At 60.3% G+C, this 20,368-nt stretch carries 15 protein-coding genes; 9 read left to right on the forward strand and 6 right to left on the reverse strand.

Annotated features, from left to right (window positions below):
- The first annotated feature begins 66 nt into the window (after positions 1 to 66).
- Positions 67 to 858 carry a siderophore-iron reductase FhuF gene (gene fhuF, locus BJF91_RS08110; protein WP_075614527.1) on the forward strand — a complete coding sequence of 264 codons (792 nt, stop codon included), beginning with the start codon at positions 67 to 69 and terminating at the stop codon, positions 856 to 858.
- A gap of 25 nt (positions 859 to 883) precedes the next feature.
- Here the strand turns inward: fhuF and BJF91_RS08115 are convergent, their stop codons facing one another.
- The 4 genes from BJF91_RS08115 to BJF91_RS08130 form a co-directional block, all read right to left on the reverse strand.
- Positions 884 to 1,357, reverse strand: a complete 474-nt coding sequence (locus BJF91_RS08115) for a GNAT family N-acetyltransferase (RefSeq protein WP_075613993.1) — start codon at positions 1,355 to 1,357, stop codon at positions 884 to 886.
- Positions 1,358 to 1,524: 167 nt separating this feature from the next.
- On the reverse strand, positions 1,525 to 2,145 hold the full coding sequence (locus tag BJF91_RS08120) for a sigma-70 family RNA polymerase sigma factor (protein WP_083943234.1): 621 nt from the start codon (positions 2,143 to 2,145) through the stop codon (positions 1,525 to 1,527).
- Between the two features lie 276 nt (positions 2,146 to 2,421).
- Entirely contained in the window at positions 2,422 to 3,741 is a 1,320-nt protein-coding gene (locus BJF91_RS08125; RefSeq protein ID WP_075613994.1) for a lysine N(6)-hydroxylase/L-ornithine N(5)-oxygenase family protein, read from the reverse strand.
- 42 nt (positions 3,742 to 3,783) lie between these two features.
- Positions 3,784 to 7,776, reverse strand: coding sequence for a non-ribosomal peptide synthetase (locus BJF91_RS08130; protein ID WP_075613995.1), 3,993 nt, complete (start codon positions 7,774 to 7,776; stop codon positions 3,784 to 3,786).
- A 333-nt stretch (positions 7,777 to 8,109) separates the two neighbouring features.
- On the opposite strand from BJF91_RS08130, the gene BJF91_RS08135 reads away from it, so the two are divergent.
- The 6 genes from BJF91_RS08135 to BJF91_RS08160 all read left to right on the forward strand — a co-directional run bounded on the left by BJF91_RS08135 (position 8,110) and on the right by BJF91_RS08160 (position 16,337).
- Positions 8,110 to 9,246: a GNAT family N-acetyltransferase gene (locus BJF91_RS08135; protein WP_075613996.1), complete on the forward strand. Its 1,137-nt coding sequence runs from the start codon at positions 8,110 to 8,112 to the stop codon at positions 9,244 to 9,246.
- Positions 9,247 to 9,274: 28 nt separating this feature from the next.
- The gene (locus tag BJF91_RS08140) at positions 9,275 to 10,678 is read left to right on the forward strand and encodes an MATE family efflux transporter (RefSeq protein WP_075613997.1); all 1,404 of its coding nucleotides are present in this window, start codon (positions 9,275 to 9,277) and stop codon (positions 10,676 to 10,678) included.
- A complete protein-coding gene (locus tag BJF91_RS08145) occupies positions 10,675 to 11,871 on the forward strand; it encodes a PLP-dependent transferase (RefSeq protein ID WP_075613998.1) in 1,197 nt (398 codons plus the stop codon). The genes BJF91_RS08140 and BJF91_RS08145 overlap by 4 nt, the downstream gene beginning before the upstream one ends.
- A gap of 173 nt (positions 11,872 to 12,044) precedes the next feature.
- Positions 12,045 to 13,292 carry a diaminopimelate decarboxylase gene (lysA, locus tag BJF91_RS08150; RefSeq protein WP_075613999.1) on the forward strand — a complete coding sequence of 416 codons (1,248 nt, stop codon included), beginning with the start codon at positions 12,045 to 12,047 and terminating at the stop codon, positions 13,290 to 13,292.
- 414 nt (positions 13,293 to 13,706) lie between these two features.
- Entirely contained in the window at positions 13,707 to 14,531 is an 825-nt protein-coding gene (locus BJF91_RS08155; protein WP_075614000.1) for a helix-turn-helix transcriptional regulator, read from the forward strand.
- A gap of 528 nt (positions 14,532 to 15,059) precedes the next feature.
- Complete coding sequence (locus tag BJF91_RS08160) at positions 15,060 to 16,337, forward strand: glycosyltransferase (RefSeq protein ID WP_075614001.1); 1,278 nt, start codon at positions 15,060 to 15,062, stop codon at positions 16,335 to 16,337.
- Positions 16,338 to 16,421: 84 nt separating this feature from the next.
- Here the strand turns inward: BJF91_RS08160 and BJF91_RS08165 are convergent, their stop codons facing one another.
- On the reverse strand, positions 16,422 to 17,312 hold the full coding sequence (locus BJF91_RS08165) for an SMP-30/gluconolactonase/LRE family protein (RefSeq protein WP_075614002.1): 891 nt from the start codon (positions 17,310 to 17,312) through the stop codon (positions 16,422 to 16,424).
- A 163-nt stretch (positions 17,313 to 17,475) separates the two neighbouring features.
- Between BJF91_RS08165 and BJF91_RS08170 the strand changes: the two genes are divergently transcribed.
- Both BJF91_RS08170 and BJF91_RS08175 read left to right on the forward strand, forming a co-directional pair.
- On the forward strand, positions 17,476 to 17,895 hold the full coding sequence (locus tag BJF91_RS08170; RefSeq protein ID WP_075614003.1) for a GlcG/HbpS family heme-binding protein: 420 nt from the start codon (positions 17,476 to 17,478) through the stop codon (positions 17,893 to 17,895).
- Positions 17,892 to 18,785, forward strand: coding sequence for an NAD(P)-dependent oxidoreductase (locus tag BJF91_RS08175; RefSeq protein ID WP_075614004.1), 894 nt, complete (start codon positions 17,892 to 17,894; stop codon positions 18,783 to 18,785). The genes BJF91_RS08170 and BJF91_RS08175 overlap by 4 nt, the downstream gene beginning before the upstream one ends.
- A gap of 44 nt (positions 18,786 to 18,829) precedes the next feature.
- Here BJF91_RS08175 and amaB read toward each other — a convergent pair whose 3' ends face one another.
- A complete protein-coding gene (gene amaB / locus BJF91_RS08180; protein WP_075614005.1) occupies positions 18,830 to 20,365 on the reverse strand; it encodes an L-piperidine-6-carboxylate dehydrogenase in 1,536 nt (511 codons plus the stop codon).
- Between the last annotated feature and the right edge of the window lie 3 nt (positions 20,366 to 20,368).

A 20,368-nucleotide genomic window follows, 5' to 3' on the forward strand; every position in this document is an offset into this window, starting at 1 on the left:
GGGAAAATCAATGGATTGCATCAACAAGGTCTTGATCCTTTTCCGCCCGTTTGCGCGGTGAGCGGTATGGCCTCTGTCAGCGCCTCCGCCCGCCCCCTCTCCTTAGTTGACGGTTTCTCCAGCGGAAATGCTGACCCATGGTCGCCTGATATGCCGGGCGACGATCGGTTTCCGTTCTGCCGGGGCAAATTGCTGCTGAACGAACCAGACGATGGCGAGGTGATGGCCTGCAGCCGACTTGCCGACAAGTCCGTTTTCACAGACCTGATCGACCGCTACGGTGCCAAATATCCCGGCGCCGACAGGCGCGCAGTGACCTCGATGTGGACGCTCTACTATTTCAGCATCCTGACGATTTCACCGACCGTACATCGCCTCGTCCACGGCCGCCAATTGTCCCTTGGCTTCGAAGATCTGTCGCTTGTCTACAACAGCGAGACCGGGGAGCCGCAGGCTTTCTTGTTGCCAGACACCGGTCGTGACTGCAGCGACGCACCCGCTATCGCCGATCTGCATGTGCTGCTGCGCGATCACGCCGCCCCGGCGATTGCCGTCATGGCCGATCACAGCGGGGTTGCACCAAAACTGCTTTGGAATAACGTCGCCGTTTACCTCAACTGGATCATCAAAGAGATCGGCAACAAGGCAGGACCGCATCTGGCGCAGGAAGCCATCGATATCGTCGGCGCGGAACATTGGCCGGATGGCACCCGCAATCCCCTATTTGGAATGATCCGGCTTGCCCGCAGGCAATGCGGAATGGACCATTTCCAGCGCAAGGTCTGTTGCCTGCGCTATAACCTGCCCGGCGTTTCCGGCTGCGGCGATCTCTGCCCAGTGCCAGACGGCCGCCGTTGACGGCGGCCACCAGCCGACTGGTTTGTTATTGCTGCCCGTCCAGTGGGCGAACCAGGAACAGGCACGGAGAGCCCTCGTCCCACAGGGCCGTCAACACTTCCGCCCGCAGGAACCCATTGTTTTCGTAGAAGGCGCGAGTAGCGTCGTAATGCGGTTCGTCGCGTCCGCGCGGTGCCAGTGTCTTAACGGTCAGTAACTTGCAGCCACTCTTGCGTGCGAAGCTTTCGGAAGCTGTCAGCAACCGTCGCCCTACGCCACGGCGCTGATAGGCTTGACGCGTACCGATTACGAGGATTTCCATCGCATCCGGCAGATGCGGCCTTAGCATTACAAAGCCCGCCACTGCGTCTTTGTCCATGCAAGCAAACATTGGCAGGCTATCGGCCACGTCGGCACAAGCCGCAATCACCTCAGGCTCTGAAAACCAGTCGGATAGTTCCGTCATGATCTCCTGGCACAGGACACCTCGGCCAGAGGTCCATTCGACGATTTCCAACATATCAATATATCCATCTTTTAAAACACGTGATGAAAAATCAAGGCGCCACCGAAATCGATGGACGAACTAAAAACGGATGGACGGCGGCGGAACGCGCCACCCCTCCAAAATCGAGGGCAACGGCAACCCTTTAGAAAATCGGCTCCCTTAACGCACCCGCACGCGTCTCACGCCGCGGTCTGCTCGCGATAGGGCGATGGCGCACGGCCCTGCGTCAGGGGAACTTGCGCTTCGATGTGCTTGGCCTTGCGGGCCTGCGCCCGGCACGGCTGTCCATCCGGGCAAATCGCCGCCAGGCACTGGGCGTGGGCATCCCGCAGCAAGCCGCAGACCAGAGCGCAGGACACGCCGGCCTGTCGGGCGATGATGTTTTGCGGCACGCCCTCGAAGAAATGCTCCTCGTAGAATTTGCGGGTCCGCGCCGGCATCGACTCCATTGTGCAGCGGAAGGCCTCATAGGCCTCTACCTCCTGAAGATGCTCCTCCGGGCTGCCGTAATCGGAAGCTGTCTCCCCCTCCTCCTCGTCAGCAAACAGGCCGCGCTCATAGCGCAGCCGGCGCATATGGTCGGTCGCGAGGTTGCGCACCATCCGCATTACGTAGGAGATAGGCATGACGATGTCCGGCTTCAGCGGCTTGGCAATCAGTTGCAGCAACACATCCTGGACGACGTCCTCCGCGAGCGACGAGCAACCGGTGATACGCCGTGCCGCCGCGAGAAGTTTCGGCTTGATCATCAGGGCTAGTTTAATCTGTTCGTCCGATATCGAATGAAAAACATTGGCCATCGTGTTGGGCTCGCCTTGAAATCCCAGATTGAAACCTTGGAATTCCCCTATATTTTTGCGGCACCGTAAAAAACATGATAATAAGAGTCAACATAAAACCAGAGGACGTTCTTGGTTTTCGACAACAAGATTTAACCAACTGTTTTTGAAAGAATATTCCTGACAGCCACTTGTCGTCGGAAGGAATATCCATGCAAGCCAAGACAGAATTGCAATCCCAGCCCCACAACTTCCCAGCGTCGAGATGACGTCGACGCCGGTGATCGTAAAGCTGGATTATTCCGCTGCCTGACCGAGCCGGGCGGCGGGCACGGGATCACCATGCTGTCCCTGCCAATGCACAAGTGGCTCCAGCAACTGCAGATCGAAATGGTCATGCCCGAGCAAGGCGTTGACGATCACGGCGCTGCGCCAGGCGGCAAGGCTCATCTGCGGCTCGGCGATGCCGTGGCTGTGGCGGCCGGCATTGAGCACGAAGATCTTGTTTTCGGCAGGTCCGTCCCAGGCCAGCGAGAAGTCCTGGTTGAGGACCGGTTCGCCGAGCGTGTTGTAATCGATGCGTTGCGCATGAGGCTGCAGGAAGGTCGGCAGCTCGAAACGATAGCCGGTTGCAGCCACGATCAGGTCGACCTCGACCGTTTCAATGCTCTCGTCGAAACCATTGCGCATGGTCAGTTCGATGGTCTGTCCCTGGCGGCGGCCGGCCGTGACATCCCGGAACGGACGAAGCTGAATGCCGTCGTCCCCAGCACCGCCACGCTCCAGCCGCCGCTCGTAGAGCCGGCGATAAAGCTTTTTCAGGGTCGAGGCAGAAATGCCGTCGCTGGCCAGCAACTGGCGGCGGGTATGGGTGATGCGCAGATCTTCCGTCAGTCCGTGGAAGCAATCCATATAGCCGGGCGTGAAAAGCTCATTGGTGAAAGGCGTCGCATCGAGCGGCTCAAAATTAGGCCGACGGCTGATCCAGAGGACAGAGTCGACACTTTTGAGATCCAGCAGCGCATCGACGAGTTCAGCACCGCTCTGGCCACCTCCGATGACAGCAACGCGGCGCGCCTTGACGCCACCCAGACGGTGCGCGGCCTCGCTGTTGTGGAAGATCATCGACTTCGGCAGATCCTCAGCCCAGGTCGGCAGCGACGGTTTCTTGCCGACGCCAACGGCGAGGTTGCGGGCGACGACACATTCACCATCGACGTCGAGGGCGAGCGCGCCATCGACCTTATCCATCCGGCGTACCGTCTTGCCGAACGAAAGCGACGGCAGGTTGCGGGCCACCCATCCAAGGTAATCGGCGAATTCCTGGCGCGGCACCGCCTCATATTCTGCATTGAGGAACTGGTAGAAGCGCTTGTGGCGCACGAGATAGGCGAGAAAGCTCCAGGGGCTGGTGGGGTTGGTGCCGGTTACCAGATCCTTCAGGAACGAGGTCTGCATTTCCGCGCCCGGCAGCATCATGCCCGGGTGCCAGGAGAAGGCCGGGCGGCTATCGAAGAACTGTGCCTTGACCGCCGGGATCGAATCCAACTGGGCGGCGATGCTAAGGTTGAACGGACCAATTCCGGCTCCCGCCAGATCGAGCACGTGGGATGTCATGTTTCACTCCAGACTGAGTTTGAAAATGGGAAAGCGGAAGGTTCAGCTCTCTTGCACGGCGAGGTCGAGCCTCTGGGCAAAGCGCTGGTGGAAGCGGGACTTGCCGATGATCGACAGGTGATTGGTGCCGGGCACGAGTTCAGTGGCCGTGGCATTGGGAGAATGGCGTCGCCAGTCGATGACGCTAAGGCCGCGGGTAACCGAATCCTCCGCCGAGAACGGATGGATGCGGAATTGCGAGGATTTCAGCTGATAATTGCGGAAAATCATCGCGTTATCGAGCAGGACCCAGAAGATATGCTCTTCCGAGCCGATATCGGGACCATCCACCGGCAGCAGTACATTGTGCTTGACGATATGGAACAGGAACTGCTCGTAGACCTCGGCGTCCATCGCCGCGAGCAACCGGTTCCAGTCCTCGCGCATCGGCGCCACCTTCAGCCAGCGCTGCACTGCCTCATGGGTGCGCTCGCGCGCGCCTGGTTCGAACTGCGGCCAGACACCGATGGCAAATTCATCGCCCATGTCGCAGACATCGACCATGCCGATCATCTTCAGGTCGATGTCATTGCCGAGCTGCTGGGCCGCCTCATAGGCGAGCAATCCGCCCCAGGACCAGCCGAGGAAAGCGCAGGGACGCCCCTTGGCCTGGCGATGGACAGCTTCGGCATAGCGGGCAGTGATATCTTCCACCCGCGTGCTGAGCGCCGGCGTTTCCGTCAGTGAATAGCAGACGAAACCGGTGGCCGGCTGGTTCGGCCCGAGATAGTCGACCAGCCGCATATATTCACGGGTGCTGACCAGGAGGCCTGGGAAGCAAAAGAGCGTCGGCCGATCGCCATCACGACGCAGATAGATCGCGCCTAGCTTGTCCTCCTGGCGGTTTTCGTCCATCGCCAGCGCCAGGTCACGCACGGTCGGATAGTTGAACATGTCGGCAATGGTCAGCGGCCATTTGGGATGCAGCATCTTAAGCCGCGAGACAATGCGCACCGCCGCAAGCGACTGGCCGCCGGCATCGAAGAAGTTTTCGGTGACGCTGAGTTCGCTCACGTCGAGGATCTGCTTCCAGACCGCGAGAATAGCCGCTTCCTTATCGTTTTCAGGGGCGACGATCTCGCGATTGAGCTTCGGCAGCGGAAGGGCGGCGCGGTCGAGCTTGCTGTTCGGCCCCATCGGCAATTCATCGATCAGCATGATATGCTGCGGCACCATATAATCGGGCAGAACCGTCACAGCAGCGCGGCGCAGATCGTTGACGTTGAGCTCTTCGCCGTCGCGGGGCACGACATAGGCAATCAGTGCACTACGGCCACTGTCCTGATGCAGCAGCACAACCGCTTCCGCGACTTTGGGGTCAGCACGCAGCGCCGCCTCGATTTCGCCGGGCTCGATCCGGTAGCCGCGCAGCTTGATCTGGTGATCGACCCGGCCGGCAAATTCCACCGTGCCATCCGCACGCCAGCGACCGAGATCGCCTGACTTGTACATCTTCCCGCCGTCAGACGAGAAGGGATCGGCAATGAACCGCTCTGCCGTCAACTCCGGCTGGCCAAGATAGCCACGGGCGATACCGCTGCCACCGATATGGATCTCGCCGATCACCCCGACCGGCAACGGCTGCAAATCGGCATCGAGCACATAGATACGCCGGTCGCCAACACCGCGACCAATCGGTGCAACGGTCCCTTCAAAGCGGGTTCCGGCCGGAATTTTCCAAACCATCGGCGTCATGATGGTTTCGGTTGGGCCGTAGCCGTTGATCAGCATCTTTGCCTGGAGATTGTCTGTAAGCAGATCGAACACTGCCTGCGACAGCGCTTCACCGCCGAAGGAATAGAGCCGCAATTGCGGAATGCCGCCCTTTTCCGCCGCATATTCGGCAAGGCCGCGCACATAGCTGGTTGGCAGGCTGGCATTGTTGACGCCGTGCTTGCGCATCAGCGCAAAGGCCTCTTCTGGGGTCGCCAGCTTGTCCGAAGTCAACACCACCCCGCCACCGGCCATCAACGGCACCATCCAGCGCTCGTGCCCACCATCCGATGTGAAGGGCAGGACGGGATATTCACAGGAGTTTTCGTCCATCTCGTAGATGCGCAGCGTTGCCTTGCAGTGATGGGCAAGCGGGCCATGGTCGACGGCAACGCCCTTCGGCACGCCGGTCGAGCCTGACGTGTAGATCACATAGGCAAGCTGCTCGGGAGCGATGGCGGTTTGCGGGGCAACGTCGCTTTCGCCTGAGAGATCAAGCGTATCGAGATCGAGGATTGGCGTGGCAATATCGCGCGGCAGCTCGTTGATGGAGCGTTTGCGGGAAATCACCAGGGCGAGGCCCGGCGCACTCAGAATGTGGCGATTGCGCGCTTCGGGATGATCCGGCTCAACAGGGGTAAAGGCGCCGCCCGCCTTCATGACCGCGAGGATGGCGATGATCGCCTCGATGGATTTGGTCAGCGCCACAGCTACCCGCTTCTCCGGACCGATACCCATAGCGATCAACCGATGCGCCAGCCGGTTGGCCGCCGCGTCCAGTGCGCCATGGGTGATGGTGCGCTCGCCTTGCGCCACGGCAAAGGCATCCGGCCGCCGACGTGCCTGGGCAGCGATCACCTCATGCACAGGCGTGCCGTCATCTGGCTGCGGTTGGTCCGGATAGGGTGCGGCAAGCCTTGCCAGTTCCTCTGGCGCCATGAAGGCGATTTCTTTGACGGGCGTTTCTGCATGATTCCCCAGGGCCTCGAATGCACGGCTGAGATCGCGGCCAAAATCGGCAACCATGATTTCGGAATGGCTGCGCGGGTCAAAACCCAATGTCAGTGCCAGCCGGCCGGAGCCACTACGCGCAACCGTGACGACAAGCGCCGCATCGCGGCGAGCAGGCGGCTCAATGTGGACCGAAACCGGCTTATCAGCCATGGCGTGGCCGTCCACCACCAAGGCCGGACGAATGTCGAGAAGCGCACCGATAACGCTGCCGGTGTCGAAACGATCATCGCGTCGCGCCAGCGCATCGGCCAGCGTTTCGAACGGCAGGCGATGCGACAGCGCCGCTTCCAGCCCCTCGGCCATTCGGCCGCGCACATCGTCCAGGCTGAGATTGCCGTGAACTTCGCCAGTTACGACAAGAAGATCCTCACTGCGGGCCACGACCGCGCAATTTGCGGGGCGGGTGACAAGGCCGATACGCTGGCTGGGGCAACCGCTATAGCGACGCAAAACGACAGCCAGCGCCGCCAAAGCGTTTTGGGTTAGGGCCGCATCATCCTGCGCAATGCTCGGCGCGACTTCGATCTCCACGACCTGCTCGGACCACGCCAGTTGCGCATCGCCTGAAGCGCTTGCGGTCTGCCCCGGCAGCACGGCAATGGTCTCCTGAGCCGCGAGACGGTCAAACCAGACATCGACCTCAGCCTCCAAGGTCGCTCCGCCGGAAACAGCCGACTGGTTCATCCACTTGTAAGCCTCGACAAAGGCACCAGCATCGGACCAGTTTGCCGGCAACGGGTGCTGGAGCATGTCCAGAAAATCAATGGCCAGTCGGTCCAGAGCGGCGCGGTCGCCGAGCAGCGGATGCAAAGCAAAGAGTGCAGCAACGGTCTTCCCCGCCTGGCTAAACAGGTAAAAACGGGCGGCTTTATCCTTTTCGAGGTCAATGGCTCTCTCGGCTTCAGCCTGAGCAAACAGGTCGAACGCCTTATCAAGCGCTTCATCGTCGCCGAGAACCTGCTCCACGAGATCGAAGGCGGGCGCCTGATACGGACTGTCGTTGTTCAAAGCCTGATAGATCGTGCCGCCCTTGCGCACCCCGAAGCGGCGCGTCAGAAGCGGATGCCGCCCGATCAGCGCCTCAATCTGCGCGCGAGCGACAGACTGCGCAACTGGCTCAAAGCTGAACCCCAGGACCTGCCGTCCGTAAATCGCCTCATGTCCCGTTTGCGACAGAAGCCAAAGCCGTGACTGCTGCGGCGTCAGTGGCCAAGCCTGTCCGCCCTCAGCCTCCGTAAGGACCGTCGCTGCCCGATCATGAATTGTCATTGCTTCCAGTATCCCGCATCTGTTTTGGTGTAGACAGGCAAACGGTCAGTCTTCATGCCCAGCATGCATCGCATCATCGAAATCAAACCAAGCCATTATATTTGATAATAAAATTAGAATTGCATATCGCATCGACTGCCGAATGCCGTGTCGAAGCTAGGACGAACGAGGCTCTGCCAAATTCAGAAAAAAGTTTGAAAAATTAATTTTGCGGATTCTGCTGAATTTCGTCAGCCCCCATTCGTCTAGCGGAAAGTGTGCGAATTTATACGCTCGGCTCAGCCTCGTGAGCCGGCATCGGTTACGCGTGCCACGTCGCAAATGGAGATTTATATGGACGCCTCTCTCGCAGCCGCACGATCCAGCAGCGGCGCGCCTTCGCTTTCCTTTCGCCTTCCCGCCGATGACTTTCGCAGCCATTCACTCGCGCAAAAACAATCTTTGATTGTATTTTTTGATGAGGTCGGGCTGCGTGTCCGCGACGGGGCTGTAGATGTCGCCCAAGCCCGCATCGACCTTTCCAACCAACCGAAGCTTGTCGTCGATAGCCTTGCGCCGGAGCATTCCGAAAGCGCCGTGGTTGCCTTGCTTGAAGCGCTTTTCGCCTGCCAGCCTGACATCGCCAACCTTGCGGTCGAGCTACCGCAGCAAGTCGACATCTCGCCGCTGATCGCCTCAGGCGCGCTGATCACGACCGACACCGGTTTGATAGCCAAGGCACAGGCCGTGTTTCAGCTGGCGAAGCCCTGGCTCGGCACCGTACCACCTGCCTACCCGGATTTGCCGGTTATGACCAACGGCACGCTGCATCCTATGCGCCCACCGAAGCCGACGGGGGCAGTCTATCGCCGCTTCATCCCCTGGTTAAATACGGAACTCGGGTTCCACGTTGCCGACCGCGAAGCGGATCTTCCGCATTTTCATCGCTGGATGAACGATCCGCGTGTCGCGGCGATCTGGGAGGACAACGGCACGCTCGATCAGCACCGCGCCTTTATCGATAACCGCCTTGCCGATCCCCGGACTTTGCCGCTGATCGGCACCTTCGGCGGCGTGCCCTTTGGCTATTTCGAGCTCTATTGGGCAAAGGAAGACCGGCTTGGGCCGCATTACGATGCAGACGGGCACGATCGCGGCTGGCATGTGGCTGTTGGCGAAGACGCATTTCGTGGCAAGGCCTATGTCAGCGCCTGGCTGCCATCGCTGATGCATTACATGTTCCTTGCGGACCCGCGCACGAAACGCATCGTCGGCGAGCCGATCCATCATCACCAGCAGCAGATCCGCAATCTCGACCGATCCGGCTTTGCGAAGATCAAGCACGTGCAGTTCTCCCACAAGAAAGCCCTGCTGGTGATGCTGCTGCGCGAGCGCTTCTTTGCCGATCAGTTGCTATCGCCCGACCTGACCGGCCTCACCGATGCCAATGGACAGCAGGTTCTCGGCTCACTTGCCCGAAACGCATTGTGATGGAGCGAGCTGTAATGGAGATGGCGCAATGACCAAAGCGGCTGATCTCAACGATCCCCGCATCAGGCGGCTGGTGATGGTCATGGCCCTGCCCGCCGTGGCGGGGCTTACGGCCAATGCCGGCCACCATGCCGTCAATGCGATGTTTATCGGCGCGCTCGGGCCTCAGGCGCTGGCGGGCGTAAGCCTTGTCCTACCGCTCTTCCTGCTGGTCGGCGCCGCCACAGAGGGGTTGGGCATTGGCCTTGCCACTCTGCTGGCCCGCTCGCTTGGCGAGGGTGACGCGAAAACCGCGTCCTCCGTCGCGGTAACGGCGCTTGTGGCCACCATTCCGGCCGGCATCGTGCTGTCGACGCTGATCTATCTCGCCCTACCCTCCTTCGTGCAGGGCATCGGCGGCGAAGGCGGGCTGCTCACCTCAGGCCTGGTCTATGGCCGCCTCGTCGCACTTGGCGTCACGCTCGGCATGCTGCAGGCCATCTGCGACTTCATCGCCATTTCCGAGGGCAATTCAAGGTTTTCGATGATTGTGCTGATTGCGAGCTTCGCGCTCAACATCGTGCTCGACCCTATTTTTATCTTTCTCCTCGATTTCCGCGAGGCCGGGGCCGCCATCGCCACCATGCTGTCGGCCGTGGCCGCGCTGATTGCCTACGCGGTCTACTTCCACCGCAGGCTTGGCAATGTCCGGATCGATCTCGGCCTGATCCGCTGGAATCTGCTGAAGCCCATTGCCAGGATCGGCGTGCCGGCCTGCGGGATCACCATCGTCACCGGGCTTGGTTTCATGCTGCTGCTGCGCCAGGCCAATCTCTATGGTGGTGACCATGGCGTTGCCGCCGTCGCCATCGCCATACGATTGATAACGTTCGGGCAATTGCCGATCTTCGGCTTCTGTCTCGGCGCACAGAGCGTCGTCAGCCATGCCGTAGGCCTCGGCGACAACGATCGCCTCAAAGCCGCCGTCCGCTTCATGCTTGTGGTCACGATACCGGTCGCGTTTGCCTATGCCGCCCTGCTGTTCGTTGCGGCCGAACCGATCGCGAGGCTGTTTACCGCAGACCCAGATGTGGCCAGCAAAACAGCCACCTGCCTCAGGCTGCTGTTTCCGCTGTTTCCGCTCGCGGCCTTCCAGTCGGTGCTGCTGGTGCTGCTGCAATCACGCGGGCGCGCCGGCCTGTCCGCCTTGGTCGGTCTTGCGCCAAATGGATATATGCTGATGCCGCTGCTGGCGATTGCTCCGCCGCTGCTGGCGGCTTCCGGCCTTGGCTTTTGGGCTGTGGCCGCAGCACCGACAGCGGCGGCCATCCTGACGGCCGCGCTCGGCCTTGCCGTTGCCCGCCTGGAATGGGCGAGCATCATTCCCGCCGGCCTCACGCCGCTTCACCCTGATTTTTCCGCACTTCATCCTGAAACCAGAGGTCTGTCATGAACGAGAACCCGCGCTTCAATCCCCTCGCCGTCCCGGTTACTGCCTCGTCCTTTGCCGGCCACAGCAATGAGAGAGGCCACGACCCCTTCGACGCCGCCGTGCCACCGATCTACCAGACGTCGCTGTTCCTGTTTGAAAATTATGCCGAGCTGGAAGACGTGTTTGCCGGCCGCTCGGCAAAGCCGATCTATTCGCGCGGCGACAATCCGACTGTGCAATTGCTCGAACGCCGCGTAGCCGCCATGGAAGGGGCCGAAGAAGCCCGAGCCTTTTCAAGCGGCATGGGTGCGATTGCCGCCAGCGTTCTCGCCTTCGTCAATCCCGGTGATCGCATCGTCACTGTTCGCCATGTCTATAGCGATGCCTTTCGCTTCTTTGAAAAGGTGCTGAAGCGTTTTGGCGTGTTGGTCGATTATATCGACGGCACGGACACCGAGCAGATGATTGCCGCGCTGCCGGGCGCAAAGCTCGCCTATCTCGAAAGCCCGACCTCGATGGTGTTCGAGTTGCAGGACCTGACGGCAATTGCCGCCGAGGCCCGCAAGCATGGCGTGCTGACCATTGTCGACAATTCCTGGGCAACACCGCTGTTCCAGCAGCCGATTGCCGCCGGCATCGACCTCGTCATCCACGCCGCATCCAAATATCTCGGCGGCCAAAGCGATACGGTAGCGGGTCTCGTCACTGGCTCCAAGGAGTTGATCGCCCGGATCAATGGCGAGATCTTCCCCTATACCGGCGCCAAACTGTCGCCCTTCGAGGCGTGGCTGGTGCTACGCAATCTTGAGACCCTGCCGTTTCGCATGCGCCATCACCATCAAGCCGGGCTTGAGGTCGCCGAATGGCTGAAGACCAGCGACGCGGTTGCAAGGGTCATGCACCCGGCCTTCAGCGGCCATGCGGGGCTAAAAACGCTCACGGGCTTTGGCGGCCTGTTCTCGTTCGAACTTGCCGATCATATTGATGTCGCCAGCTTCGTCGACGCGCTGCAACTGGTGCGGATCGGGGTCAGCTGGGGCGGGCCGGAAAGCCTTGTCGTGCCGGCTAAGGCAGCACTCAGCATTTCGCCGGAGACCAATGTCTTCGCCCGCTTCGGCGTCAGCGGCCAGACCATCCGCCTCAATGTCGGGTTGCACGAGGGCCAAGCTGTGATCGCAGATCTCGCCCAGGCGCTTATGCGGGCGGCGAAATAACCTCCCCTTTCCGATATTTCGGCTCGACACCGGCGCAGCGCCTGTAGCGCTGCGCCGGTATTTTTGCCATATGTCACAGCGCCCTGCCTTTGTTGTTCGATCCGGCCCTGCCGGCTCGGCGTCGAGACGGAGCCGATGCAGTCACATTATCAAATCCGGATCGACGACAGACCATGACACGCCTTTCAAACGACACGCTCATCACGCTCGCCGAAACCTATGGGACGCCGGTCTGGATCTATGACGCCGACAGCATTCGCGACCGTATTGCGCAACTGTCCTCCTTCGACACGATCCGCTATGCGCAAAAATCCTGGTCCAACACCCATATTCTGCGGCTGATGCGCGAAGCCGGCGTCGTCTGCGATGCTGTAACGCTGGGCGAAATCGAACGCGCCGTGCGCGCTGGCTATCGCCCCGGCGCGGTCGACGGACAGACCGAGATCGTCTTTACCGCCGATATTTTCGATCGCCGCACGCTGGAACGGGTGGTGGCGGAAAAGATCGAGGTCAATGCCGGGTCGATCGATATGCTGCATCAGCTTGGCGCGGTTTCGCCGGGCCATCGCGTCTGGCTGCGCATCAATCCGGGTTTCGGGCACGGCCATAGCAACAAGACCAATACCGGCGGCGAAAACAGCAAGCACGGCATCTGGCACGAGCAATTGAAGGAAGCGCTTGCGGCGGTGCGCCAGCATTCGCTGAAGCTGGTCGGCTTGCACATGCATATTGGCTCAGGCGTTGATTACCGGCATCTGGAGCGCGTCTGCGGCGCCATGGTCGGCTTCTGCTGCGAGCTTGGCGCAGACATCGAAGCGATTTCCACCGGCGGCGGACTGTCCATTCCTTATCGGGATGGTGAGGACGAAGTCGATACCGTCCACTATTTTGCTCTGTGGGACAGCGCCCGCAAGCAGATAGAAGAATTCCTGCGCCACAAAGTGCGCCTGGAGATCGAGCCTGGCCGTTATCTGACCGGCGATGCAGGCCTGCTGCTGGCAGAGGTTCGGGCCGTCAAAACCATGGGCAGCAACCGCTTCGTGCTTGTCGACGCCGGTTTCAATGACCTGGCGCGTCCGGCCCTCTATGGCAGCTATCATCCGATTTCCGTGCTGCCGGCACCGGGCTCTGCGCCGTTGAGCGATGAGGAGGTTCCGACCGTGGTGGGCGGTCCGCTTTGCGAATCAGGCGATGTCTTTACCCAAGGCGAACTTGGGGTCATCGAGAAGCGCAACCTGCCACAGGCCCGCGTCGGCGATTACATGATCTTTCACAAAGCCGGCGCTTACGGCGCATCCATGTCGTCCAATTACAACAGCCGGCTCTACCTGCCGGAAGTGCTGATCGAGGGTGAAAGCCACCGGCTGATTCGCCGGCGCCAGAGCCTCGATGAATTACTGGCGCTGGAAATGGTCGACTGATTTAACACCGTTGAAGCGAGCAAATAGCGGGGGCGTGTGCTTTAAACCGCCCCTGCAACTCCGAAATTTGCTTTCAGGCGCAAAGGCTTCATCCCGGTCGGACGGGTCATCCAACGATCTGACCCATTTCGGCGCAGATCGACATGACAACCACGCATGGCATGTGTGCGATGCAGCACCATTCAGATTTCGTTTCCATTGATATCCACGGGCTCCAAATTGACATTGACCGCCTGCCCGTAAATGCTACACTGCAACATGAAGCAAGACACAGCATAATTTAAGACGCCTACAACTTATACTGTTATTTTTGATCATTAAATAAGAATATACTGATTTTATTGTGCGGACTTCCCGCATCTCCGATGTCCGCTCTTCTATTTTTCAATGAACGACGATTTGGAGTAATTTTTCATGCACGACATTAGGCACAAAGCTATCGATCCACTCGATCGTTTCATTACGCGGCTGAACGGAGCGACCTGCACAGCGGATATGAAATCCGTTATGGATGCAACGATCAAGTCCCTAGGCTATCGGTATTTTTCCTACCACATTATCCAGACGCCGGTCTTGAACGCCACGACCGAGACTCGCCATACATTCGGGATCAGCAACTTTCCCGAAGAATGGAGCGAACTCTATGCGGCCGAACGGCACGTTTATAACGATCCGATTGTCAACGCAGGTCTCACTCGCAAGACGCCGTTCCGTTGGAAAGACGTGATCGATGCTGGCGGCTTGACGGCGAATGAACAAGCGGTCCTTGATGACGCCGCCCGACATGGCATCGCTAACGGTCTGACCGTTCCGCTGATGTCGCGCCATGGCGAACTCGCCGTCATGACCGTCATCCCGGAAGACAAGTTCCAGGCAGAACTGCCGGAAGCTCATCTCATCCACATCGTCGCGCAGTATTTCCACTCCTGTGCGCTGGCCGTTGTCATGGAAGAGCATCTGATCGGCAGCTATCGCCGCCGCCGTTCTTTCCTATCTGCTCGCGAAAAGGAAACGGTGATTTGGGTCTCCAAGGGCAAGTCGTCCTGGGAGATTGCCAAGATCCTCGGCATTTCCGAAAAATCAGTCGAGTTTTACATGGAATCGGTCAAGCGTAAGCTGGAAGCGGTCAATCGCACCCAGGCTGTCGTTAAGGCAATCATGCTTGGCCTTATTCAGACCGACAGGTTTCAGACGGCGGAGGCCCGCAAGGTAGCCATTGCCATGCCGTCACGCGCCTGAGGCATCAGGCCGGCTCACTCTTTGGCAATAACCTGAATGTGTTTAACGTGGAACTGCGATCAGGCTCAGCGCTGCTGTGTCTGACCGTTCCACGTCGAAATGAACGACACTCGTCACAGCGTCCTATGGGATATGTCGCATGGCCCTTCTTAGACAAAAGGCGTTTTCGTGAACTATACGACAACCCTGGGATGTGTCGGCACAGCGTCAACCGCGCCTGCGTAGAGGAGGCGCAGCACGGGCCCGGTTTTTTCCCCGGGTTGCGACCGCACCGGCAGCATAAGACGATGAAATCACACACCACGGCCGGCGGACATCCAGTCTGCCGCCGCCGGAATGCTGCTGCATAATTTCTGACGTACTCACCTGAAACCTTCAGGGGATCGGAAGGGAAAATGATGCGGAAGTTCAAAGGGCTACGCATCGCGCGCTTTCCACCAAGCGCGGCTGTTTGGGCTCCGGTTTTGCCGAGTGGGTCGAAGATCCGGTGCCGATGCAGGGCACCGATAGCAGGTAGTTGAGCAAACCATGCAGATCGTCATATTCACGATTGGCACAGAGGGTGATGTCCGGCCATTGGTCGCGTTAGGCGTTGGTCTCCAGCAAGCTGGCCATCGCGTACGGATCGCAACCGATCCGCAATGTGCCGATCTCGTCATCGAGCATGGCCTGGAATTCGCGCCACTACGCGGCGATTTCCAGCACTGGATGCGAAGTGATAAAAAGGCGATGTCCAAGGCACTGTCGCCATTGGCAATGGCAAGCGCTGCAAGACGGCGATTGAAATCCATGGCGGCCACCTGGCCGGCTCAAGGCCTGCGCGCCACCCAGGATGCGGATTTGCTGATCGGCAATGGTATGGTTTTTCATCTTGCCGCAGCGCTCGGTGAATATCTGGGTCTGCCGGTTGCGGAAACTCAGTTGGTGCCCACCCTGCCCTCGCACCAGCCGCCGCTTTTGCCGCTGCCGGAATGGGCACGCTCGCTGCCGGGGCCGTTCAATGTCGCGCTCGGCCATGCGACGCAGATGCTGATCTGGCATATTCTGCGCCCGGCCTATAATGACGTGGTGCGCCCGGCCCTGCGGCTCGCGCCATATTCCTGGCTCGGTCCCTACACCTACCGCCCGCGATCGCATTTACGGCTATTTGCCTATAGCCCGACGCTGGTCCAGCCCCCTGCCGATTTGCCAGCCAATGTTTGGGTCACCGGCCCTTGGCAATTGGAAGAGGGATCGACTTGGCAGCCACCGGCAGGCCTCACCCATTTCCTCAACGACGGGCCACCGCCCGTCTATGTCGGGTTTGGGAGCATGATCGGTCCGGATGGAGGCCGCTTTGCCGATCTCGCGCTGCAGGCTGCGCGCAAGACCGGCAAGCGCCTGGTGTTGGCGGCCGGTTGGGGGGGGCTGCGCAGCGATGACGACAATGATGATGGCCGGATTTTCCGCATCGAGCGCGCGCCCCATGACTGGCTGTTCCCAAAAATGGCGCTCGCGGTGCATCATGGCGGCGCCGGCACGACGACGGCAGCCGCGCGGGCCGGCATTGCGTCTGTCGTCGTACCTTTTTTCGGCGACCAGCCATTTTGGGGTCATCGCCTGCAAAAGCTTGGTGTCGCTCCGCGACCTCTGGATCGGGCAGGTCTTACCGTTGATGGCCTGGCCGACGCGATTGCATCGGCCGATAGCGACGACATGCGCCGCAATGCCATGGCGCTAGGCGAACGCATGCGCGCAGAAGATGGGTTGGCAATGGCCATTGCCGCCATAAACGGGCTCGGCATCAAAAGCCGTTCTCATGGCTAGGCGTTTGCGGGAAGGTGACCGGCGCCTACGCAATCCTCTGGCGCCTCGCTTTCCCTTGGAATACCAGCGGCACAGGCACCTCGCCTAAAGGGCACCCTTGCGGTTGAGCGAAATCGCGTAAATGCTGGTCGTCGCCGTGATGAACAGCCGATGCTTGCCACGGCCGCCAAAGCAGAGATTGGACACTGTCTCCGGCACCAGGATCTTGCCCATCAGATGCCCGTCCGGCGCGATGCAATGAACACCATCCGCCGCCGAGGACCAGAGATTGCCCTCGCTGTCCAGCCGCATGCCGTCGGCGCAGCCCTTGTCGATCACATGAAAGACCTCGCCGCCAGTCAGCTTCCAATTGCTGTCGACATCGAAGACCCTGATGTGCTGAGGATCGTTGCTGTGCATGCGGCCGGTATCGGCGACATAAAGCCGCTTTTCGTCTGGGCTAAAAGCCAGTCCGTTCGGGCAGTTGAAATCGGTCAGAACAGCAGCAATCGTGCCTGACGGGTCGACGCGATAGACATTGCAGGGCAATTCCTGCTCGCTTTTCGTACCCTCATAGTCAGTGGCGATGCCGTAATGCGGATCGCTGAACCAAATGGCGCCATCGGAAGCAACGATGACGTCATTGGGCGAATTCAACCGCTTGCCCTCAAAACTGTCGGCAATGACAGTGATCGAACCGTCATATTCGGTGCGGGTGACGCGGCGGGTGCCGTGTTCGCAGCTCACCAACCGTCCCTGCCGGTCGCGCGTATGACCATTGGAGAAATTGGACGGCGAGCGGAATGTCGTCAGCGTCCCATCCGGTGTCCAGCGCATGACGCGGTTATTCGGAATATCTGAGAACAGCAGGCAGTCGAGATCACCAAACCAGACCGGGCCTTCGACCCAATCAAAGCCCGTCGCCAGCTTTTTTACCGGCGCATTGCCCATCACAAACCGGCCGAAAGCCGGATCGGAAACTTCGAAAAACGACATGTGACAGCGCCTCCCAACACGTACAGATATCTTTGCGCGAGCCGGTTTTGACACAGGGTTTTAACAGATGTTGGCGCGCAGCTATTGCCTCTCGCCAAGCGCATCCGGTTCGCATATGGTATCGTTAACATGAGGAAGAGCACCTGCCAAGGGAGTGGTTTACATGAGCTTCACGACACCATCGAGCGCTTTGACCGACGAGGGAGTGGCCGCACTCCTGCGCGCCGCTATCGATGCGGCAACGGCTATGGGCCAGCCGCAATGCATTGTGATTGTTGACCAAAGCGGTGTGTTGCTGGCGTCGTTTCGCATGCGTGGCTCGCGGTATCTGTCGCTGAAAAGCGCCACAGCCAAGGCCCGGACTGCAGCCTCGCTTGCCGCCCCCAGCCACAGCGTGCCCGACAGTGCCAAGCTGCTATTGGCGGCTGCCACCCAGAACGAGGCAACAGGTCTACGCGGCGGTCTACCGATTCGGGTCGGCGGCATGCTGATCGGTGGCATCGGCATCGGCTCCGGCTCCGGCGAGCAGGATGAGGACGTGGCACGCGAGGCGCTTGCCGCCATCGGAGCCGATCTGCCATGAACTCGCAGAAGACCCGTATCGCCTTTCTCGGCACCGGCCTGATGGGCGGGCCGATGGCGCGGCATCTGGTCAGCCAGTTCGAGGTTACGGTCTGGAACCGGTCGACGGAGAAGGCCGAGGCACTCGCTGATGTTGCAAAGATTGCCGCAAGCCCGGCTGAGGCCGCCCGCAATGCGGATGTAGTGATTTCTATGCTGCTCGACGGTCCGGCCACCCGCGCGGTGCTTGAGGATGATGGCGCGATCGCCGCTGCGGCTGATAAAGCCCTCATCATCGACATGGGTTCTGTCGAGCCGTCCTGCGATCAAGCGTTGGCGGCGCTGGCCACAAAGATGGGCAAGCGCTTCCTGGATGCCCCGGTCTCCGGCGGCGTTGCGGGGGCCGAGGCAAAGACGCTGTCGATCTTCGTTGGCGCAGCGCCTGCGGATTTCGAAGCCGCCAAGCCAATTCTCGAAATCCTGGGTCGCCCAACCCTGATGGGTCCTGTTGGCACCGGCCAGACGGCAAAGCTTGCCAATCAGCTGATCGTCGCCGTCACCATCGGCGCAGTCGCAGAGGCCTTCCGGCTGGCAGACGCAGCCGGCTGCGATCCTGCTACGCTACGCGGCGCCTTGCGCGGCGGCTTTGCCGATAGCCGCATCCTCGACCTCCACGGGGAGCGCATGGTCACAGGCAATTTCAAGCCGGGCGGCCGATCTGCGGCGCAGTTGAAGGACCTGAACAATGCGCTGGCGGTCGCAGAAAAGCATGCGCTTACCCTGCCGCTGTCGGAAACGGTCAAAGCAGGCTTCAGCGATTTCGTGCATAACAAGGGCGGCGCCGATCTGGACCATTCCGCCTATTATCTCTGGCTGAGCCAGATCCAGCCGGATAAAGCTAACCGCTCATGAGCGCTACCCCACCTCGACGATGTCGAGGTGGGGTGCTTTTCATCTCATTCGACGTCGAACTTCACGCCCTGCGCCAGTGGCAAGCTGCGGCCGAAATTCACCGTATTGGTCGCGCGGCGCATATAGGCCTTCCAGGCATCCGAGCCGGATTCGCGGCCGCCGCCTGTTTCCTTTTCGCCACCGAAGGCTCCGCCGATTTCAGCGCCCGAAGGGCCGATATTGACATTGGCAATGCCGCAATCGGAGCCGCGATCAGAGACGAAAGCTTCGGCTTCGCGCAAATCGTTGGTGAAGATTGACGAGGACAGGCCCTGCGGCACATCGTTGTTGAGCGCGAGCGCCGTGTCGAAATCGCTGTAGCGCATGACATAGAGGATCGGCGCGAAGGTTTCCTCCTTCACTGGGCCGGTCTGGTCAGACATTTCCACCAATGCCGGACGGACATAGAAGGCATCGTCACCGAGCTCCTCACGCACGCGCATGCCGCCATGCACCGTGCCACCGGCCGCCTTGGCGGCTTCCAGCGCCTTCTGCATGCCCTGATAGGCGCGCGCGTCGATCAGCGGGCCGACCAGCGTCCCGGCTTCCAGCGGATTGCCTATCGTGACCGAGCCATAGGCCTTGATCAGCCGGGGCACCAGCGTATCATAAACGCTGTCATGCACGAACAGACGGCGCAACGACGTGCAGCGCTGGCCAGCCGTGCCCATGGCGGCAAAGGCAACGCCGCGCAGCGTCAGATCCAAATCCGCCGTCGGGCCGACGATCGCGGCATTGTTACCGCCGAGTTCCAGAATGGCGCGGGCAAAGCGTGCCGCAAGGCGCGGTCCGACAGCCCGGCCCATGACCGTCGAGCCGGTAGCCGATACCAGAGGCACTTTCGGGTGATCGACCAGCACTTCGCCAATGGCGCGCTCGCCGATCAGCACGGTTGAGAGATTGTCAGGCGCCACGCCGCCGGCCGCAACATAGCGGCGGACAGCCTTTTCGAAGATCGCTTGGGTCGCAAGCGCCGTCACCGGTGTCTTCTCGGATGGCTTCCAGACCACGGCATTGCCGCAGACCAGGGCCAGCGCCGCATTCCAGCACCAGACGGCAACTGGGAAATTGAAGGCGGAGATGATGCCGGTCACGCCGAGCGGATGCCAGGTCTCCATCATCCGGTGTTCGCCGCGTTCAGTGGCAATCGTCAGGCCGTAAAGCTGGCGCGACAGACCGACGGCGAAATCGCAGATGTCGATCATTTCCTGGACTTCGCCCAGGCCCTCCGAGGTGATCTTGCCGACTTCGATGGAAACAAGCCGACCGAGATCGTCCTTATGGGCACGCAGTTCCTCGCCCAGCAGCCGCACCAACTCGCCACGCTTAGGCGCCGGCACCAGCCGCCATTGCAGGAAGGCCGCATGGCCTGCATCGATGGAGCGGCTCGCGTCATCCGCCGAAATCACCTTCAGCTTAGCGATGGTGCTGCCATCGACCGGCGATGTCACGGCCAGAGAGCCACCGCTCAGCGCATCGGCGGAGACACCGAGACCGGTGAGAATGCGTGAGACCTCGGCGGGCAGATTGGTATTCGACATTGC

Source organism: Gillisella taibaishanensis, from assembly GCF_001938985.1.
Classification (GTDB): Bacteria; Pseudomonadota; Alphaproteobacteria; order Rhizobiales; family Rhizobiaceae; genus Allorhizobium; species Allorhizobium taibaishanense.

What these genes read in the sequence shown, in the direction of transcription:
- BJF91_RS08165 (WP_075614002.1), bottom strand. Translation starts at nt 17,312, where the DNA reads ATGTCGTTTTTCGAAGTTTCCGATCCGGCTTTCGGCCGGTTTGTGATG.
- BJF91_RS08175 (WP_075614004.1), top strand. Translation starts at nt 17,892, where the DNA reads ATGAACTCGCAGAAGACCCGTATCGCCTTTCTCGGCACCGGCCTGATG.
- BJF91_RS08120 (WP_083943234.1), bottom strand. Translation starts at nt 2,145, where the DNA reads ATGGCCAATGTTTTTCATTCGATATCGGACGAACAGATTAAACTAGCC.
- BJF91_RS08135 (WP_075613996.1), top strand. Translation starts at nt 8,110, where the DNA reads ATGGACGCCTCTCTCGCAGCCGCACGATCCAGCAGCGGCGCGCCTTCG.
- BJF91_RS08155 (WP_075614000.1), top strand. Translation starts at nt 13,707, where the DNA reads ATGCACGACATTAGGCACAAAGCTATCGATCCACTCGATCGTTTCATT.
- lysA (WP_075613999.1), top strand. Translation starts at nt 12,045, where the DNA reads ATGACACGCCTTTCAAACGACACGCTCATCACGCTCGCCGAAACCTAT.
- BJF91_RS08125 (WP_075613994.1), bottom strand. Translation starts at nt 3,741, where the DNA reads ATGACATCCCACGTGCTCGATCTGGCGGGAGCCGGAATTGGTCCGTTC.
- fhuF (WP_075614527.1), top strand. Translation starts at nt 67, where the DNA reads ATGGCCTCTGTCAGCGCCTCCGCCCGCCCCCTCTCCTTAGTTGACGGT.
- BJF91_RS08145 (WP_075613998.1), top strand. Translation starts at nt 10,675, where the DNA reads ATGAACGAGAACCCGCGCTTCAATCCCCTCGCCGTCCCGGTTACTGCC.
- BJF91_RS08160 (WP_075614001.1), top strand. Translation starts at nt 15,060, where the DNA reads ATGCAGATCGTCATATTCACGATTGGCACAGAGGGTGATGTCCGGCCA.
- BJF91_RS08130 (WP_075613995.1), bottom strand. Translation starts at nt 7,776, where the DNA reads ATGACAATTCATGATCGGGCAGCGACGGTCCTTACGGAGGCTGAGGGC.
- BJF91_RS08140 (WP_075613997.1), top strand. Translation starts at nt 9,275, where the DNA reads ATGACCAAAGCGGCTGATCTCAACGATCCCCGCATCAGGCGGCTGGTG.
- BJF91_RS08115 (WP_075613993.1), bottom strand. Translation starts at nt 1,357, where the DNA reads ATGTTGGAAATCGTCGAATGGACCTCTGGCCGAGGTGTCCTGTGCCAG.
- amaB (WP_075614005.1), bottom strand. Translation starts at nt 20,365, where the DNA reads ATGTCGAATACCAATCTGCCCGCCGAGGTCTCACGCATTCTCACCGGT.
- BJF91_RS08170 (WP_075614003.1), top strand. Translation starts at nt 17,476, where the DNA reads ATGAGCTTCACGACACCATCGAGCGCTTTGACCGACGAGGGAGTGGCC.